We start from the raw sequence: 20,571 nt of genomic DNA, 5'->3' as shown, positions 1-20,571 counted from the left end.
ATTCATCCTCCTATATACTTATACTGATTTCTTCATTATTTAATTTCGATACTATTTCTCTACTTGTTTTACTATTTAGTAACTCATTTAAAAATTCTTCGTGCATTAACTTTGAAGATAGCTGAGACAGTGTCTTTAAGTGTAAATTATCATCACTATCTGTTGCTGCTATCATAAATATAATATTTACTAAACTTCCATCCTCTGATTCAAAATCAAATCCTTCTTTTGATACGCCTACTGCTACACGTGGTATTTTTACTGCATCTGTCTTTGCATGTGGTATAGCTATCCCCATCCCAAAACCTGTAGACGATATTTCTTCTCTCTTATAAATTTCTTCTTTAAATTTATTCTTATCTAAAAGAACACCTGATTTATCAAGTATTTCAACCATCTCATCAATTACATCTGCTTTCTTTTTTCCCTTAACATTTAAAACTACTGTTTCTTCATCATATAAAGTTATGCCATTAGATACGTTTTCCAATCTTGTAATGTTATCTGTGCTTTTATGTCTATTTTCATTTTTAATTTCAGTTGAATTTTCTGTAGTAGTTTTGTTATTTACTACTTTAGGTGTAACCACCATATAAAGTATAGCTCCTACTAATGAACCTACCAATATACACCCTACCCATAAAAGTGGCTTATTGACTAATCCTAGAACCAAAAATCCTCCATGTGGAGCTGGTACCTCTATTTTCATTATATAAGTTAAAATTGCTGATATTGATGAACCAATCATAAGTACTGGCAACACTTTTAATGGATTCTTTGCTGCAAAAGGTATTGCTCCTTCTGTTATATGAGTACTACCTAGTATATAGTTAATTAACCCTGCTGCTCTATCTTCTTCTGTAAATCTGTTTTTAAATAAAGTAGATGCTATTGCTATTACTAATGGTGGTGTTATACAAGCTGCAGATACACCTGCCATAAATAAATAATTTCCTTGTCCTAAAAGCATTGTTCCAGTTACATATGCTGCTTTATTTACTGGACCTCCCATATCAAATGCTGACATACAACCTATTACGATTCCTAATATTATAGGACTTGAATTTTGTAATCCTGAAAGGAAGTTCATCATAGCATTGTTAAGTGCTGAACATGGCCCTCCAAGCAATAACATAACTACACCGACAAAACCTACACTGACTATAGGAATTATAAAAATTGATTTAAGACCTTCTAACTGTCTTGGTAATTTTCTTAATATATGTACAAATAAATTTACTAAGTAACCTGCTAAAAATCCTGCTATAATTCCACCTAAAAATCCTGAACCTGTGTCAAAAGATATCATTCCTCCAACAAGACCCGCTAACATACCAGGTCTTCCTGATATAGATTGAGCTATAAATGCTGCTAATACAGGAACCATCAAATTCATAGAATATCCACCAACAGATTTTAATGTAGCTGCTATCTGATTATACTGTTCTGAATTTGGGTCAAATGAGTAAATACCCCACAAAAATGATATGGCAGTTAGTACTCCACCTGCTACTACTAAAGGTAACATATGAGATACACCATTCATTAAGTCCTTATATAACTTTTGACCAAATGATAAATTACCTTCTTCTTTAAGTTTGCTACTTGATGTACTTCCTTTTCTAATAGGGGCTTTCTCATCAATACATTTTTGTATAAGTTCAGTAGCTTTGTGTATACCTTCTTTGACAGGTACTTCTATTACTGGCTTTCCATTGAATCTATCCATATCAACGTTTTTATCACAAGCCACTATTATTGCATCTGCCATTTCAATATCTTTTGCTGTTAGTTTATTTTCTACTCCTATAGCTCCATTCGTTTCAACTTTTATATCGCAACCTAATTCTTTGGCAGCTTTTTTTAATGCTTCTTCTGCCATAAAAGTATGAGCTATCCCAGTTGGGCAACCTGTTACACCTAGAATCATCCTCTTACCCATTTTTATACCACCTTTCTAACTTTTATATTTTTTATATAGTCTTCTACATTCTCCAAATTACCTATACCATTACTTTCAGCTACACTTGCTCCTGTTGCTGATGACCTTTTTAATGCATTTTCAATATCTTCTTGATTTTCTAACCATATACTCAAAAAAGCAGCCAATGCAGAATCTCCAGCACAAGCAGAACTAACAACTGTAACCGGTTGAGTACTAGCATAATAAATCGATTTTCCATTATAAAAATAAGAACCCTTTTCCCCTAGAGTTAGCAAGATATTTTGAGCACCTTTCAAGTGTAATAGCTTAAGTACATCTTTAATATCTTCTTCATCTCTTACAATAATTCCAAATATATCTTTTATTTCTTCATCATTTGGCTTTATCAAATATGGATTATATTGTAGTAATTCCTTTAGTTTTGGTGAACTTATATCCAGTATTATTTTTATATTTTTATTTTTACAAATTTTAAATATCTCTTCATAGTAATTATCATCAATTCCAGGTGGTAGACTCCCACTTATCGATAGATGACTTATATCTTCTAGAGACTCTATCTTCTCCAACATATCTAGCTTTTGTTTTTCATCTACATATGACCCAGAGTTAACAAATTTAAACTCGTCACTCCCATCATTTAAAAATATATTTATACGAGTCGTATCTTCTACCCAAGTGGGTAATACATCAAACCCTCTTTTTTCACTTTCCTCAACTATATATCTTCCTGAAAATCCTCCAAAAAAACCTAATATTTTGGATTCTATACCATAATGACCTAGTACAAATGATACATTTAGACCTTTTCCATTAGGAGAATATATAGCATTAGATGTACGATTTACTAATTTGCTTTTTATACCATTAGTAGATATATTCATGTCTATTGCTGGATTAGTAGTTAATGTATATATCATTGTCTTCCCCCTTGCTTCTGTTGTGTATATTTTCATTATAATAAAAAAGTCTATGAAAATCTTTTCACAAATAGAAAATCGATTTTCATAGACTCTTCAATTTAATTCTCAGAATTATTATACCTAACCATATAGTCTATAATTATCCTAGATATAATATACAAGGGTAACCTAGATGATACTTCATATTCAGAAATTGATATATGCTCATGCTTATATCCTACAATATATAAATCTGAATACTTTATAAGTTTTGCATTTTCACTACAACAACATGTTATAACTTTAGCTCCTCCTAAATTGGCATTTTGTGCTGACTCTACAAGTTCCACAGTATTTCCATTCAATGAAAAAATAATTATAAGCTCATCTTTTTTTATTGATTTAGATTTTATTTTCATTATATTAGGGTCATTTATAAAGACCACATTGAAATCGAGCAGTTGCAATTTAAGACTAAACTCTTTTGCTACATATTCAGTAAGTCCTCTTGCTAAAATATATATCTTACTAGACTCGTTTATAGCTTTTATTATATTAATTAATGTAGTTAAAGATATTTGTTCTATAACCCTTTGTGCTTCAATAAAAGATTTATTTATTATATCCCCCATATTTTGTATATCATCATTTTCATCTTTTACTGTTAATCTATACCTTAGTTCATTAAATCCATTTAAACCACATTTTCTAATTGCCCTTGAAACAGTTGCTGGAGATGAATATGTTTCATGAGCAATCTCTACTATAGATAATTCTGGTAATATCGACTCATTTTCATTTATAAATTTAATTATTTCAAGTTCTGTCTTAGTTAGATTTTCAGAATTAGTTTTGTTTAGCTCAATTATCATATTTTTCTCTCCTTATATCTAAGTTTGTCAAATATTATATAAATAATATATTCCCTCTTAACTACTTATTTTTATACACAATTAAGATTTAGTCAATGTCTATATATGTAAATTTATAATATCATAATTTTGTACTTCAATTTATTATAGTGTTCTGTAATAAAAATAAACAGTCTATCTCACTGAAAAAATCTAAATTCATGTGTAATATCTTTCTTTTTTATCTAGCATATCTTATTTTTAATATGACTTATTTCCTAACTGTTGTACACTAGTTATGAGATTAAATATTTGTATTGTGGTAGCAGTCATATTATCGCTAGCAGTTTTTTTATCCATAGCCTCTTCTATTGTCATAGCTCTATTTACTATAGAAAAATAAGCATCTATGCCGTCTTCATTACACTTAACTGCATCTTCTGTTGTTGCTCCAGCCAAACCTATTACTTTTATCCCATATTTTTTAGCCAATTTTGCAACTCCTATTGGTGCCTTGCCCATAGCAGTTTGCTTATCCAATCTACCTTCTCCTGTTATTACAAAGTCTACATCTTTCAACTCATCCTCTAATTTAATTTCTTCTAATATTATTTTTATGCCAGATTCTAACTTTGAATTTAAGAATCCTAAAAAGGCAAATCCTAATCCACCTGCTGCTCCTACCCCTTCTACATTGGCTATATCTTTGTCCAAATCATTTTTAACTACATTAGAAAAATTTCTAAGCCCATTATCTAACTCTTCAATTATTTCTCGTGTTGCACCTTTTTGAGGTCCATATATGTATCCAGCTCCATTTTCTCCAAACAGTGGATTGTTTACATCACAAGCTATTTTAAAGTTACATTCATCTAATTCTTTTAGTCTATTATCTATTTTTATGTGTCTTATTTTATTTAAAACTTTTCCACCTAAATCTACTAATTTATTATTCTTATCATAAAACTCAAACCCTAAAGCTTGAAGCATACCTACTCCTGCATCATTGGTAGCACTTCCACCTAATCCTACTATAAAATTTCTACAGCCCTTATTTATTGCTTCCTTTATTATTTCTCCAACACCATAAGTTGTAGTGTATAAAGGATTTCTAAGTTCAGTTGGGACTAATGTCAATCCTGATGCTTGAGCAATTTCTATTATTGCAGTATTCGTATCTTTTAATAATCCATATGTCGCATTTACTTTCTTAATTATTGGCCCAGTAACTTCTATAGTTTCTTTTGTCCCATTCATTCCTTGAACTAAAGCATCTACTGTTCCTTCACCACCATCAGCAAGTGGTAGTATCTTTACCTTTGCATTTTTTTCAACTTTTAATATCCCTTTTTTGATTGCATTTGCTGCTTCAATTGAGGATAAACTCCCCTTAAAGGAATCTATAGAGATTAATATTTTCATATTTATCTACTCCTTATTTTAATATACGATTTTATAATATTAATAAAAGAGGTATTACCGATTTTCAAGTAATACCTCTTTGTTTTATTTTTAAATTAATTTATGTGATTTTTCTTAATCTCATCAAGTAGTCCATCTTCTAAATAAATTTCTAATGCACAACCCACCATTGCCTTTACTGCTTTATGAAGTTTATCATAAGCTTCTGAAGAATTTGCATAATTTAGAAATTCTTTTTCGTGAACATATACCATTGGATTTATATCTAAAGCTATTTCTGTATACATAGTAGGGCAAACTTGACTTACATTACCTATATCTGTAGAACCCACTGGTCCATCTTTTCCCTCTAGTATATCTGTTATACCTGCTTCAATCAAATTATTTTTTGTTATATTTTGAAGTACTTTATTATTTATTATATTGTCAAAAGAATTTTCAAAATATCTATAAGATAGCTTAGCTCCTGTCATTAACTCTGCACCTTTTGCACAGTTTATAACTTTTTTGGTAACTTCATCTAAATAACTTCTTTCAGCAGCTCTTACAAAAAACTTACAAGCAGCTTTTTCTGGAACTATATTTGGAGCTTCTCCTCCATTTGAAACTATACCATGTATTCTAACATCTGATTTTACATGTTGTCTTAGAGCATTTATTCCAGCAAAAGTAAGTTGTACTGCATCCAATGCATTAACTCCCATATGAGGATGACTAGCCGCATGTGCTGATACACCTTCAAAACTAAACTCTAATGAATCTATTGCTAAAGCTTTGCAGTTTATATTATTAAAAGCTTCTATATGCATCTGATAGCTTACATCAATATCATCAAAAGCTCCTGCTTTAACTAAGTCACATTTTCCTCCTGTTGTTTCTTCAGCTGGTGTTCCTATTAATACAATTTTTCCTTTAAAACTTTCTTTTAACTTGCTTAATACTATACAAGCTCCTAGTGTAGATGCTGCAATCCAGTTATGACCACAAGCATGACCTGGCTCTTTATCTTCTCCATATCCAGGAAGTGCATCATACTCAGCTAAAAACGCTATAGTAGGACCATCACTATCTCCTAGCTCTGCTCTAAAAGCAGTATCCATATTACAGTATGGATAAGTTGTATCAAATCCATATTCCTTCATTTTCTCTACTAAATATTTCGATGATATATATTCTTCATCTCCTAGCTCTGGGTTGTTGAATATAAAATCGCATACTTCTTCAATTTCTTTTCCAAGTTCAATCTCTATCTCATAAGCTCTTTTCTTTATACTCTCTATCATAACTTACCTCCTATTAGAATCCTAGATATAATCCTACTGTCAAAAATACCATTACAAGAATTGTTAATACTACCATTAGAGGAACTATGAATCTAACCCACTTTGACCAAGGAATATTAGCTACTGCTAGTGCTCCCATTAAAACACCTGATGTAGGTGTTATTAAGTTAGTTACACCTATCCCAAATTGATAAGCTGTAACTATCATTTGTCTAGATACATCTACTAAGTCTCCAAGTGGTGCAAGTACAGGTATTGTAAGTGATGCAAGTCCTGATGCTGATGGTATTAAAAATGCTATTAATCCTTCTATTAAGAAAGTTAAGTTTATAAATATAGTTTTTGGTAATCCATTTAATAAATTTGCCGCAGAATTTAAAATTGTATCTATTATAAATCCATTTTCTGCTATTATTACGATTCCACGTGCAAATGCTATACATAATCCTGCTGTCATTAAATCTCCAGCTCCACTTATAAATGAATTAACTATTTCATCTTGCTTAAGCCCTGATGCTATTCCAGATATTATACCTATGGCTGTAAATATCATTGCAATTTCAGCTATATACCATCCTAATTTTAAAACACCAAATATCATAATTCCCATACCTATTACGAAAATTGCTATTACAATGGCTTCTCTTTTTGTAAATTCTTTTATGTTTGTATCACTATTAACCATTGATTCTTGATTCAGTGATATATCATGTACTAAAGACTTTTTAGGGTCTTTTTTTACTTTATTAGCATACATCATAACAAATGCTATAGATATAGCCATATATATTATAAACATAACAACTCTAAACTCTATTCCAGAACCTGGTGCTATTTGTGACAATGCCTGTGCTATTCCTACAGAGAAAGGATTAGTAGTCGCCGCTCCAAATCCAGCTGTTGCCCCTATAAATACTGTTGCCACCGCGGTTAATGAATCATATCCCATACTGGTCATAAGTGGAATAAATATCATATAAAAAGGTAATGTTTCTTCACTCATTCCAAAAGTTGTACCACCAAGACCAAATAAAATCATAGATATAGGTATTATTAAAAATTGAAACTTCTTCATTTTATTTACAGTGTGTGCTATAATGGCTTCTATTGCACCTGTTTTATTAACTATTCCAAAAGCCCCTCCAACTATCAAAACAAATCCAACTACTTCAGCCGCATCTATAAATCCATTTATAGGAGCTGAAAATACATCAGTAATACCTTGTGGATTTGATGGTGCTTTTTCATAAGTTCCAGCTACAACAACTGACCTTCCGTCTATATCTACCCTTTCAAAATTTCCACTTGGTACTATCCAAGTAAGAACTGCCATTACTACTATTAATAAGAATATTATAGTAAGTGTCTGCGGCATAGTAAACCTCTTCTTTTTTAAACTGCTCATTTTTATTCTCCCCACTTTTAAATTAAAATATTTTATTATTGCATCCCTTTTCTATCCTATTTTGTATAGATGTAAAAAAGCTCAACATGGATACATGTTGAGCTAAATGTGCTAAATACAATATACCTACATCTTCCCTTTATCTTATCTAAGATAGCTCTCCATCAAAATTCGGGATGAATTTGATGACAGTACTGTATCTATTAAATACAGTCCCAGCACTAGCTTTGGACACTAGCACTTCGGCACTTACTCCTTTTATATTGCTTCATTGGTTTCCAACCTCTTCAATACTAATCTTAGTAAATGCAACCTCTACCTCAATCTTTTTATTAGATGAGGTAATGCTTATTAAATTTTATTTATTGTAAATAATTGTAGCATAATATGTCGAGATTGTAAATATTTTCAATATAATATACTTAGAATTAAATTTTATTTTCCACATCAATAAACTTTATATCTGCACATACATTCAAAGAATGTAGTATATTTTTATATCTAATTTTTTAAAGTCTGAAGATATATGTTTTTATATGTAACAAATTATACTTTCTCTATTAAGTGAATCTTTGGATATTTTTATTAGATGTTTATTAATAATTGATTACCATAAGAAATCATTCCATTGTATCCTCAACTATTTATTCAATTCTTTTTTAAGATAAATTGGTGGATACTTAACACTTTTTAATTCTTCATTACTTTTTAGAAGCTTATTGTTTTCTACATTATAAATTTGTAACATAACTTTATTTACATATAGGGCATAATAATCATCACTATAAAAATATTGATATTCATATTGTGAATCATCTTTATAATTTACTCTATACAGTATTCCATTATAGCTTGCTTTCTTTGCTTTTTCTTTTGTAATACTCTTTATATCATCTTCCAAAATGCCTTGCTTTACCATATATTTATTGATATATATCTCAGCCTCCTTCCATGGTCTGAAATAGTTATTATATACAACACTTCCTGCTATACCTACAATACCTATAATTAATACTACTAAAATAATTCTATATTTTCTCATGCTAATTCCCCTTCTTTTATTATTTAAAACTATTATAATTCACTAAAAAAAGATGTTATATTTTTCTATTAGAATATAACATCCCTCGTATTTAGTATCAATATACATGCCCTAACTGGTAGGTTAAAAGGCCCTACTGTCAGTATTTTTATTAAGTAGTATATATATTTCCTACTTTCCATGTAGTTTTATTTCATTATTATAAAAATTTCACAAGTATTTGTTTTAGAATATCTATTGCAATATTTCAATTAACATAATAAGTATCATATTAAGCTTCTAAATTTATATATTCAGCAATATGACTTTATAAGCTGTAATATTACATCAGCTGCCTTATTTGAACCACCTGCATTATAAAAGCTTTTTGATAGTTTAATTGCCTCTTCTTTGTATTCATTATCATTCATAACTTTAAATACAGTATCTTTAATATTTTTTGACCTATTTTCTTTTAACATCAGTCCTGCACCTAAATAAGCAACTCTATTAGCTACCATTCTCTGCTCTGAATGTTGTGGAAATAAGACCATAGGTACTCCATAATATAAACTTTCATTCACACTATTCATACCACAATGAGTGATAAACACATCAGCTTCTTGAAGTATAGCAATCTGTTCAACACTATTTTTAACTTCAAAGTTATTTGGTATATTCCCTAAACTTTTAATGTCAGTATCTCTACCAACAGACATAATTATATCAACATCACAATCTTTAAATGCTTTTATACAGTTTTCATAAAAATTAACATTTTTATTATTAATCGTACCAAGTGAAATATATATAAGTTTTCTCTTTTTATCTTTAGGCCTAACAATCAACTTTGATACTGATGGCCCTACAAAAGAATATTTACTGGAAAAAGTTTCTGACATTGGCTGAAATTCTTTTGATGTATATACAATAGTATTTGTATCATTATCATTAGAAATCATAGAAACAAAGTTTTTTATATAATATCCTTTTCTTTGTAAGAGCTTTATTTTTTTATTAATACGTCTCATCCCCAAAAACATATGAACAACTTCCATAAAACTTTGCTTCATCATTTTTGCTGTATGTTTATTAAATGCAAAAGTTGTTGTAGAGCATATATATGGAATATTAAGTTTTTGTGCAAACAACTTTCCCCAAAAGCTTAATGAGTCTGATACAATACAATCTGGATTAAAAACTTTAAGTTCTCTACATACTTTTTCATCTAAAGATATTGTAGTGTCTGCTATCATCTCAATTAACCCAGAGAAATCCTTGCCAATTTTTTTCTCATCTTCAGGACGTAATTCTGGGAGATATTTATCACAACTAATAAATTTTGCTCCAGCACCTTCAATTTTATCTTTAAATTCATTAAAAGAATAATACAATACTTCATTCCCTCTGTCTACTAATTCATGAACTACTTCAATGGTCGGATTAGTATGACCATATGCAGGAATGCTGAAAAAAACTATTTTACTCATATTTTATCCATCCTTTTATAATTTTTTTAAAATTATTCTTCTTTATCTGTTACTCCCATATGACCTATAAAATTTACCAAATCACGTTGATGAACAATTCCTAGTCCTCTTTCTTCATCTCCAAGTATCAATAATTTATCTCCTGTGTTTATATTAAATATATCCCTTGCTTCTTTTGGAATAACAATCTGACCACATTCTCCAACTACAACAACTCCAAAGAAAAATTTTCCTTTAGGTGGTATTATAATACCTGTTTTTTCTTCTGAATGATTGACTAAATCATCTAGTTTGACATTGTACAATTTTGCAAGTTTAATACAACTATCTATATCAGGAGTGGATTCTCCACTTTCCCATTTTGCTACTGATTGTCTAGATATATTAAGTTTTTCAGCTAAATCCTCTTGCGTATACTGATGAATTTTTCTTAGTCTTTTCAAATTTGTATTAAGCATATTTTAATATCTCCTATATTTATCGTACTAAATTTATTATTTAAATTCTATCAACTAATTTTAACATTTATGTATATATTGATATACATTTCTCTTGTACACATTTACCCTTTAATAAATATATTATAAGAAAATTTATAATTAATAGATACAATCTTTAATTTATCTAAAATGTCATCTTCTATTTATAAAAGTACAAGTGGGACTTTTTGTAATATATTAGAATATTATGGCTTTACTAGTACAAAATTGTTTTACAGAATTTTTAAAACGAAATTTAAATGAACTTATGGTTGTCACACTAGCAATTATAAAACGTTATGTGACAGCTACTTCAAAGATTTCCATAATGGAGATGATTTTCAGTAATGATGTCTATCACCCATTTTTAATACATTATAATTAGTTAGACAATAAATATTTGAGCATGATATTATTATATATAATAGTACGAAGAAATATAGTTTTGCCATAAATAGAAAAAGTAAAAATCATATAAATAACTATAATAATTGAAAAGGAAGTAATATATGAAAATAGCAATCATAACAACTGAATTTTTAAAAGAATTTGTAGAGAATTCTATAAAAAAATTAAATATAAATGCAGAAGTTGAAATATATATTTATAAAAACTTTTCTCATGTTGGAGATTTATATCTAGAAATTGAGGATAAGTTTGATGGATTCGCAGTCAGTGGACCCATACCTAAGGAAGCTATTACAAAAAAAGTTGGTACTATAAAAAAACCTTTAGTTGATTTTGGTACTGATTTACAAAGTTATTATGATATGTTTCTAAAACTTATTTTTAAATACAATACATTAGATTTTTCTAGAGCATACTTTGACCTAATGGATTGGGCAGATAATCCAAAAGACATATCATATTATCTATCAAATGGCACATTTGGAGACTTAATGTGTAGTATTAATGAAAATGCCTCTAAAATGAGTTTATATGATATAGCAGAACTTGAAAAAAGTATTGCAAAAAAACATATTGATTTATGGAATGAAGGTAAAATTGATTTTTCTACTACTCGTTTTAGTAGTATTGTTCCTATGCTACAAGATGCAGGAGTAAATTTTCATTTCATATATCCTGACATAGACTTATTAAAAAATACTTTTAATAGCTTAATAAAAGACATCAATTTACATAGGATGAAGATAAACCAACCAGGTATAATATATATAACAGTTAAAGATACGAACCATGATGATTATACTATAGACCAAATTTATAAAATATTAGACAATCTAAAAAAAGATAAATTAACTGATTTTATAATTGAGAAAGATAGTAGCTCTTTTAAGATTTTTACTAAATGTGAGACCATTAAATCATTAACTAAAAATTTCACTACATGTTATATAAAAGAATCTATTGAAAATAGTATAAACCTTAAAATATGCGTTGGATATGGGATTGGTAATAACATAAAACAAGCCATGTCTAATGCCATAAATGCTAATAAGGAATCTAAAATAAATTCTTTAAACTACAGTTTCTTAGTTAATGAAAGTTATGAGACAATAGGGCCTTTACTATGTGATAAGTTACTTACAGTTTCAAATAAAGTAACTCCACACATAAATACAATTGCCAAAGATTCTAAATTGTCTACTCTTACTATTCAAAAAATTATATCTGTTATTGAAATTCTACAAAAAGATGAAGTTACTCCTAAGGAATTATCTTCATGTTTAAATGTAACAGTAAGAACTGCCAATAGATTTTTAAGTAGTCTCTTGAAATCTGGAAATGCTACCATATTATATGAGAAGCAGAACTCAACAAAAGGTAGACCTGAGAGAGTATACAAATTATTTATATCAGAAAATAAATATTAAAATATAGTGTATAATAAAATATTTTATCATTAATCAGTAAATGAAATTATATAAGTTTTTAAAAGGTATATCTTATATTTGTGTTTTAAGATATACCTTTTGTAATATTTATTAATAATTTATGTTATTATTTGTTAAATTATATTTTAAACTTTATATCTCATTTAAGGAGTTGGAATATCATCTGGAATAGGACACCTATATGTTTTTCCATTCATAGATTTATCAAATTCTTCTTTTGCTTTTTTGGCTATTTCTGGATTGTTAAGTATTTTAGCTCCAAACATAGCCATAATTTTTGCTGCATATATCATACCTTTTTCTCCAATAGAACTCCCTGCACAAGCTGTAAACTGCCAGCTATGCCCAGGAGCGCCTAGATTTGTGCATCCTGTAAAAAAGTATGCTGTAGGAACTATATGCATTACATCTCCAATATCAGTAGACCCATAACTATTGAAGTTTGTAACATTTCCTCCACCATAATATAGATGAGTTCCTTCTGGCAAATTATATTTACTTATCATAGCACTATATTGCTGAGGACTTTGTCTATCCAACTCAGCTGCAAAATCCAATTCATCTTGAGTCCAAGGCTCTTGTTTAATATCATCCATACATTCTGACACAAGATTTGCTAAGACATGATTGTTTAAAGTATTATAACACCCTCCTAAAAACTCCACTTCAACCTCAGTCTCAGTCATCATTGCAGCTCCTTTTGCTACTTTTATAAGTCTTTCATATGTATTTTCCACAGCTTCCCTACTTAAAGCTCTTGTATAATACCATACTGATGCTTTATCAGGAACTATGTTAGGTGCTACTCCTCCATCTGTAATGGTATAATGAATTCTTACATCAGAAGTAACATGTTCTCTCAAATAATTAGCTCCTACGTTAGTAAGTTCCACAGCATCTAAAGCACTTCTTCCATTTTGAGGGTCTGAACCAGCATGTGCAGTTCTTCCTTTAAAATGAAATTTTACAGAGTTAACAGCTGTTGATATACCAATTGTAGCTTCACTAATCTTATTTGGATGGAAATTTATAGCTAAGTCTAATCCTTCAAATGCGCCACCTCTAGCCATAAACCCTTTACCTGTTAATTGCTCTTCTCCTGGACATGCATAAAACACTATAGTCCCACTTAAATTGTTTTCTATCATTTCTCTTTTAAGTCCTACTACTGCGCCTACATGTGCAGTACATAATAAATTATGTCCACACCCATGACCATAACCTCCCAATTCAAATGCTTCTTGCTTTGTTGAAACTTTTTGATTTAAACCAGGTAGTGCATCAAATTCTCCCATAAAACCTATAACTGGTTTACCTGAACCAAAGCTTGCCTTAATAGCTGTAGCTAGACCTCCTACTCCTACTTCCACATCAAATCCTTCGCATCTTAGAAAGTTTGCTGTATTTTCACATGCTTTGAACTCTTTAAATGCCTTTTCTGGATTTCTCCATATTTTCTTACTCAAATCATCAAGTTTAAATCTTTTATCATCTATCTCACTTATAGATATACTTCCTATCATTACTTCTACCCCCTATAAATTATTACATATTAACCAAATATAAGCGGACCTATTATACTAGCAAATGCCACTGAGGCAATAGTTACAGTAACAAATCCTCCTATAATCATCTTTGGTAATAAATAATCTGTTGCTCTTTGCTTTTCTTCTTCAGAGCCTTCCATTGCATCAATACCTTCATTAGAAATTATCTGTGTTGCTGGATATGCAAGCATACAAGTTACCCCAATTGCAGCTGACATTCTTGGAGAATATCCTAACATTTTTCCCACAGTTGCAGTAAATAGTATTATAAATACAGAACCTACAACAAGTATTCCTATAGTCGGAACAATCATACCAAATAATGCTGTTGGAGTCACCTTGGCAAGCCCTCCAGGTAACATCAGCATACAACCAAACATTATAATTCCATTAGATTGAGATTTATCTAAAATCCCTTTTTCTAAAAACCCTATCCTTGTAAAAATTAACCCTACCAACAAACATGCTATATTGGGATTTAAATAATAGTTTGTAGGAGTAAATCCAGGTATTATAGTTGCCAATCCTACAAAATTACCAATCATGGCTACAATTGAAAGTTTCGCAAGATATACTAGAGTGGATGATTTCTTACTTGAATCTTCCTTAAAAATCTTCATACTTGGAAGTCTAAAATTACTTTTTATTTCATCCTTTAAGAAATCACCTTTATCTCTTTTAGATTTTAATTCTTTATTTATACAATATGTTGTTATAGGAATACCAAAGAATTTTTGAAATGATAATACTAGAATTACAAATGCTGCAAGTTCAGGTCTATTTGCTGCTTCTGCTACAGTTGTTACAATAATACCAGCAACAGTAGAACCTGCTATTGGAGGTGCTGCTATTAAAGCATACTCTCTCCCAAATAACATACTACCCACTGTGAGACAGCCAACTGCTATGCCTACAATCCCTACTAATGCAATTACAACCGTTTTCCATTCACGACATAAGTCTTCAAGATTTATAAGTGTTCCTAAGTTAGTTATTAGTAATGCTATGCCAAAGTTACTCATTGCAGCCAATATGCCTGATGCACCTGTAATGTCTTTTGGTAGAATATTTGTCCAAAATCCCAATAAAAATATAATACACACAAATAGCAATGTCGAAATTGCACCTTTTGTTTTCTTAGATAAAAACTCACTAAAAGCATAAATCATTACACATACAGTAAAGCATGTAAGTGGATTCCAAAAATTTTCCATTGTTGTTTCCTCCTGAATATAATAATTTTTTTATCAATAAAACAATAATTATAAAATGTATATTCTGTAGTTAATTTTAACTACATATAGCACAACTTGATATTTCCATGCGTCTCAAATTATTCTCAAAATACCTAAATAAATATATCTATAGTTAATCTTTTAAATGTTAGCTATAAATTATTGAATTACTAGATTTCTTTTGAACCTTTAAGCCTCTGCATTATTAGATAGATGTAGAATTGTACCACAATTATCTTTAATTTTGATATACATGTTAGAAAACTTATATTTATTTAAATATTGTATATAAGATTTGCACTTTGTATGCGTCTTAAATTATTCCTAAATTATCTAATATAAATTATTAACATATCTATTACTAAAAGATACCTCCTTCTAAATCTTCTTTAACCTTAAATCTAAACTTATATTTGATATTATTCTCCCCCTTTCAAATTAAGCTTTGTCTAATAACTTTAAAAAGTATGTTTTAAGAAACAAAATTATTTATCATGTTAAATTAATGTTAAGCTATTTATATTTATAGTCCTAAATTATTCTTAAAATAACCATAAAAAACTATTAAGTTTTAAAGACCTTACCCTTTATATTGTCATACTATTCTTGATATAAATTATAGTTTCAAATTTCATTCTTGTCAATATATTCTGATATTTTTTATATATAAAAATGTGTACCTCCAATTATAGTAATTAGATTAACCACTTTACTATCACTATTTTTAGGAGAATACACATTTTATTTTATATATCTAACGAACTTAAATTATCTCCATTAGATTTTATGACCTCTTTATACCAGTCAAATGATTTTTTCTTACATCTCTTAAAACTACCTTTACCTTCATCGTCTAAATCAACATATATAAATCCATATCTTTTACTCATCTGTCCTGTAGTTGCACTGACTAAGTCAATTGGTGCCCACATTAAATATCCAAAACATTCAACATTATCCTCTTTAATTGCAGACTTCATTTGTGATAGATGCTTACTTAGATACTCAATTCTATAATCATCATTTATAGTTCCATCTTCCTCAACTCTATCATATGCTCCTAATCCATTTTCTGTAATTAAGATAGGTAACTGATATTTTCTGTAAATATAGTTTAAAGTAAATCTTAGTCCTATAGGGTCTATTGCCCATCCCCACTTACTTTGTTCCAAGTATGGATTTTGAACTCCTCCAAATAAAGATTTATCACTTGATAAGCTTTCTTTTGGAATAGACACACTTGAAAAATAATAATTAAGTCCTATAAAATCTAATCTACCTTCTTTAAATGCTTCTTTATCTTCATTAGTTACTTCAATATTTATATTATTTTTTTCATATTCTCTTAGTTTATATTGAGGAAACTTTCCATTACACATTGCATCAATTTGATAATAGTCACAGTCATTATCTAAGAACGCATTTAGTACATTACTAGGATTGCAATTATATGGATAAATTGGATTTAATCCAAACACACATCCAACTTTATTATTTGGATTGATTTCTCTAGCCAACTTTGTAACCTTTACACTTGCTAATGTCATATTATACCCTACATTTGCCAATGTCTGAACCTTGTCTTGCATTTCACTATACTTAATCCCTGCTATCATATAAGTAAAAATATCAGAGTGCTCTGTCTGAGGGTCAATATGATTCATCTCATTAAATGTAACCCAGTACTTTACTTTGTTATCAAACTTTCTCATTATAGTCTCACTATACTTTAAATATAAATCTATAAGCTTTCTGTTATTCCATGAACCATATTTATGTACTAAATTAATAGGTAACTCAAAATGATATAGTGTTACAATAGGCTCTATATTATTTTCTATTAAAGTATCTATTAAATCTTCATAATATTTAAGACCTAACTCATTAGGATTATTATCATCCCCATTTGGAAAAATTCTTGACCAATCTATAGATATCCTTAATGCACTAAAGCCTATTTCTTTAAATAACGCTATATCTTCTTTATATCTATTATAAAAATCAATTCCATTATGAGAAGGATAATCTAATTCTTCTTCTATTTTATCAGTAATTACTCTTGGTGTTTCATAAGAGCCTTTAGTTACAAAATCCATAATTGCAGCTCCTTTATTATCAACATCCCATGCACCTTCACATTGATGTGCTGCAATACTTCCTCCCCAGAAAAATGTATCTTCAAAATTCATAAATTTCTCCTCCTAAAATTTATACTATTACAGTTAATAGCTCTTCTGATTCATCATTTGATGAAATTACATCTAAGTAATCACTAGTATTTGTAACTACTATTATTATAGTTGAATCAAATCCTTCTTCGATAATCTTATCAGATTCAAATATTGCTAAAGAGTCACCTTTTTTAACTCTTTGATTTTGTGTTACAAGGCTTTCAAAGAATTTTCCATCCAAATTTACAGTATCTATCCCAATATGAATTAAGATTTCTAGTCCTTCATCAGTCACTATACCATAGGCATGTTTAGTTGGAAATACTATAGTTATAGTACCATCCACAGGAGACATAACCATTGATTTTGATTCACTAGGTATAATTCCAATCCCCTTGCCTAGTGCTCCAGATGAAAACGCCTTATCATTAACCTCTTCAAGTGCAATTACTTGACCTTTGGCAACATTTCCAACACTAATAGTTCTTGAGCTATTTTCATTAACTATTAGTTCTAATTCCTTTTTATTATCGTTTTCAACTTTTTCTTTTTCACCTGAAGGTATTCCTAATAAATAAGAGGCTATTGTTGCTACCACAAATGCTACTACTACACCTATTATCATAAATATAAAGTTAGACATCTCTCCTCCAACAAGATATGTTGGTAATGCTGCTAATCCCCAGACCATTCCGTATGTTTTAACTTGTGCTAATCCTGCTATTAAACCACCTAAGCCTCCACCTATCATTACTGCTACAAATGGTCTTCTATATTTCATAAATACCCCAAACACTGAGGGCTCTGTGACTCCCATAAGTGCACTAAAACTTACTGTACCAAATAATTGCTTTTGTTCTTTATTTCTAGTTTTTAAGAAATATCCAAACATAGCACCACAAACTGCAATATCAGATATTGTTGCTGCTCCCATAAAAATTGGGTCATATCCTAATGCTGTTACAGAATTTAAAGCTATTGGCATAGTAAAATTTGCTGCACCAAATACTATTAAGAGTGGTTGTAAAGCTGCATATAAAGCAACAACACTCCAATTTCCTAATGTATCAATTAAAAACATACATGCATAGTTTAATCCATCACCAATCCACATACCAATAGGTCCAAATACTGTTAATGTAACTGATAAAGTTATTATTAAAGATAATACTGGAACTAAAAAATAGTGTAGTGCTTTAGGTAAGATTTTTTTCAAACATTCAATTACAATTCCCATTGCCCATACTCCTAAAAGTATTGGAATAAAACTATTTGCATAAGTTGTTGTTTGTAAATTTATACCAAATAGACTTAACCCTTCCACGCCATCTATTGATGAGGACAATAATGTAACTGCTAATACTACTGCTATATAAGGATTTACATTAAGTCTTTTTGCTGATGCTATTGCAATTAATACTGGTAAGAAGTGAAACGTAGCACTTCTTAATGTGTCCAATATTTGATATGTAGGACTATCACTATGAATTATACCTGACATGTTTAAAAGTGCTAGTATACTTGCAAGTATCCCAGCCGCAAGTAGTACTTCAATTACTGAAGTCATAGTCTCTGAAACTACCACAAGTATGGAATTAAATATACCTTTGATACCTTTAACTCCTTTTTTGCTTTCACTCTTTATACTTGATTCACTTGAATTTAAACCTATCATAGACATAAACTCATTATATACATCTACAACATGAGTTCCTATTATAATTTGATAAGCAACATCATTAGAAACTACATCAATTACTCCTTTTAGTTTTTTAATTTCTTCTGTTTTAGATATACTCCTATCATTTAATGTAAGTCTTAAACGAGTAACACAATGTGCTACAGACTTTATATTTTCTTTTCCTCCTATGAGTTTTATTATATTTTCATTTAAATCTTTATACTTCATCTGATTTTGCCTCCAATCTTTGAGTCACCCTATTTATATGTAACATTAGATAAGTTTCTTCACTTATAGATATATCAACATTAAATTGTGATTTTACGTATTTTCTTATTTTTTGAACACTTCCAAATGATTTTGGATAAAGTTTACTCACCTGCTTATATAGGTCTATTGAACCATCTTCATCTGTTGAAGCTTCATCTGACATAATTCTTTGTATAAAGTACTGTAGATGAGTCGTAAATCTCATATAGTTTGTTGAAGTTTCATTTAACTCTACATTAAAATGATATTTTATTATAGAAATTATATCTCCTAAAGTTCTTAATTCCACAACTGTATCATCATGAGATTTTTTATTTACCTCCATATTTACAAAATGAAGCGCTATTGATACTGCTTCATCATCAGGAAGATTAATTTTCTTACTATCACCAATTAATTTTAATGCATGCATACCAATTTCAAAGTGCTTTGGATAAAATCTTTTAACATTCCATACCAAAGGACTTTTTATAAATTGATTCTTTTCACATCTTTTAAGCAAAAACTCTAGATGATCTAGTAAAGTTAAACTTAGATAGTCACTTGATTTTATGTTTAAAACTTTCTCACCATATTCAATTATTTCATTAATAAGGACTATGTTGTTAGAATCTGAGTTTTGTAATAGATAGCTAAAGTGTTCTAACATATCATATGAATCTAGTATATAAGTTCTTTCTATTTCATCTTCATTTATTACTTGTCCCACTCTTTTTTTAAAACCAATTCCTTTGACAAATACAATAATTTCATTTTTACCTCTTTTTACTAAGGCTACATTATTATTTAAAATCTGAATTATTTTCATATATTCCTCCTTTCAATAAAAAGAACCCAAGCATATATGTATAGAGTATTCCTCTATTTTTCACATATATACTTGAGTTCTGCCTGCTAATCAGTAACATACTCAAAATTATGACTACATCGCCATAATTAGAATTCTTTTTTGTTTAATTTTATATTCTATATAGTATACTATCTATGTAAATCTGTCAACGATTTCCTAAATA

At 29.3% G+C, this 20,571-nt stretch carries 16 protein-coding genes, 1 pseudogene and 1 riboswitch; of the genes and pseudogenes, 2 read left to right on the top strand and 15 right to left on the bottom strand.

The annotated features are described in order from the left end of the window. Positions 1–10 precede the first annotated feature (10 nt). The 10 genes and pseudogenes from Q3304_RS02345 to Q3304_RS02300 all read right to left on the bottom strand — a co-directional run. Positions 11–1,942, bottom strand: coding sequence for a fructose-specific PTS transporter subunit EIIC (locus tag Q3304_RS02345; protein WP_407814207.1), 1,932 nt, complete (start codon positions 1,940–1,942; stop codon positions 11–13). Positions 1,943–1,944: 2 nt separating this feature from the next. Next, on the bottom strand, positions 1,945–2,865 hold the full coding sequence (locus Q3304_RS02340) for a 1-phosphofructokinase family hexose kinase (protein ID WP_054271581.1): 921 nt from the start codon (positions 2,863–2,865) through the stop codon (positions 1,945–1,947). A 101-nt stretch (positions 2,866–2,966) separates the two neighbouring features. Next, positions 2,967–3,719 carry a MurR/RpiR family transcriptional regulator gene (locus Q3304_RS02335; RefSeq protein ID WP_407814206.1) on the bottom strand — a complete coding sequence of 251 codons (753 nt, stop codon included), beginning with the start codon at positions 3,717–3,719 and terminating at the stop codon, positions 2,967–2,969. A gap of 240 nt (positions 3,720–3,959) precedes the next feature. Further along, positions 3,960–5,120: a glycerate kinase gene (locus Q3304_RS02330; protein ID WP_231301069.1), complete on the bottom strand. Its 1,161-nt coding sequence runs from the start codon at positions 5,118–5,120 to the stop codon at positions 3,960–3,962. Positions 5,121–5,215: 95 nt separating this feature from the next. Next, the gene (locus Q3304_RS02325) at positions 5,216–6,403 is read right to left on the bottom strand and encodes a M20 family metallopeptidase (protein ID WP_407814205.1); all 1,188 of its coding nucleotides are present in this window, start codon (positions 6,401–6,403) and stop codon (positions 5,216–5,218) included. A gap of 13 nt (positions 6,404–6,416) precedes the next feature. Further along, positions 6,417–7,808 (bottom strand): YfcC family protein, encoded by a 1,392-nt coding sequence (locus Q3304_RS02320; RefSeq protein ID WP_054271585.1) that lies wholly within the window; start codon positions 7,806–7,808, stop codon positions 6,417–6,419. A 146-nt stretch (positions 7,809–7,954) separates the two neighbouring features. Then, positions 7,955–8,134, bottom strand: a riboswitch (Lysine riboswitch). Positions 8,135–8,448: 314 nt separating this feature from the next. Next, positions 8,449–8,850 carry a DUF3139 domain-containing protein gene (locus Q3304_RS02315; RefSeq protein WP_054271586.1) on the bottom strand — a complete coding sequence of 134 codons (402 nt, stop codon included), beginning with the start codon at positions 8,848–8,850 and terminating at the stop codon, positions 8,449–8,451. A gap of 293 nt (positions 8,851–9,143) precedes the next feature. Beyond that, positions 9,144–10,319 carry a macrolide family glycosyltransferase gene (locus Q3304_RS02310; RefSeq protein ID WP_407814204.1) on the bottom strand — a complete coding sequence of 392 codons (1,176 nt, stop codon included), beginning with the start codon at positions 10,317–10,319 and terminating at the stop codon, positions 9,144–9,146. Positions 10,320–10,351: 32 nt separating this feature from the next. Continuing rightward, the gene (locus tag Q3304_RS02305; RefSeq protein WP_407814220.1) at positions 10,352–10,567 is read right to left on the bottom strand and encodes an AbrB/MazE/SpoVT family DNA-binding domain-containing protein; all 216 of its coding nucleotides are present in this window, start codon (positions 10,565–10,567) and stop codon (positions 10,352–10,354) included. A 27-nt stretch (positions 10,568–10,594) separates the two neighbouring features. Beyond that, positions 10,595–10,777: pseudogene (locus tag Q3304_RS02300) on the bottom strand (helix-turn-helix transcriptional regulator); the annotation flags it as partial. Between the two features lie 229 nt (positions 10,778–11,006). On the opposite strand from Q3304_RS02300, the gene Q3304_RS02295 reads away from it, so the two are divergent. Then, complete coding sequence (locus tag Q3304_RS02295; RefSeq protein WP_407814203.1) at positions 11,007–11,183, top strand: hypothetical protein; 177 nt, start codon at positions 11,007–11,009, stop codon at positions 11,181–11,183. A 124-nt stretch (positions 11,184–11,307) separates the two neighbouring features. Continuing rightward, positions 11,308–12,633 (top strand): hypothetical protein, encoded by a 1,326-nt coding sequence (locus Q3304_RS02290; RefSeq protein ID WP_407814202.1) that lies wholly within the window; start codon positions 11,308–11,310, stop codon positions 12,631–12,633. Between the two features lie 164 nt (positions 12,634–12,797). Here the strand turns inward: Q3304_RS02290 and Q3304_RS02285 are convergent, their stop codons facing one another. The 5 genes from Q3304_RS02285 to Q3304_RS02265 form a co-directional block, all read right to left on the bottom strand. Next, the gene (locus tag Q3304_RS02285) at positions 12,798–14,177 is read right to left on the bottom strand and encodes a M20 family metallopeptidase (protein ID WP_243193260.1); all 1,380 of its coding nucleotides are present in this window, start codon (positions 14,175–14,177) and stop codon (positions 12,798–12,800) included. A gap of 29 nt (positions 14,178–14,206) precedes the next feature. Further along, positions 14,207–15,415, bottom strand: a complete 1,209-nt coding sequence (locus Q3304_RS02280) for a hypothetical protein (protein ID WP_054277562.1) — start codon at positions 15,413–15,415, stop codon at positions 14,207–14,209. Between the two features lie 767 nt (positions 15,416–16,182). After that, positions 16,183–17,625, bottom strand: coding sequence for a family 1 glycosylhydrolase (locus Q3304_RS02275; protein ID WP_231301072.1), 1,443 nt, complete (start codon positions 17,623–17,625; stop codon positions 16,183–16,185). 19 nt (positions 17,626–17,644) lie between these two features. After that, the gene (locus Q3304_RS02270) at positions 17,645–19,516 is read right to left on the bottom strand and encodes a beta-glucoside-specific PTS transporter subunit IIABC (protein ID WP_054271596.1); all 1,872 of its coding nucleotides are present in this window, start codon (positions 19,514–19,516) and stop codon (positions 17,645–17,647) included. Continuing rightward, positions 19,506–20,366 carry a PRD domain-containing protein gene (locus Q3304_RS02265; RefSeq protein ID WP_074179894.1) on the bottom strand — a complete coding sequence of 287 codons (861 nt, stop codon included), beginning with the start codon at positions 20,364–20,366 and terminating at the stop codon, positions 19,506–19,508. Before Q3304_RS02265 ends, Q3304_RS02270 begins: the two co-directional genes overlap by 11 nt. Between the last annotated feature and the right edge of the window lie 205 nt (positions 20,367–20,571).

This window comes from Clostridioides sp. GD02377 (assembly GCF_045899875.1).
Taxonomy (GTDB): domain Bacteria; phylum Bacillota; class Clostridia; order Peptostreptococcales; family Peptostreptococcaceae; genus Clostridioides; species Clostridioides difficile_A.
The sequence above is the reverse complement of the archived record's forward strand: the minus strand, read 5'-3'. Positions and strand labels throughout refer to the sequence as shown.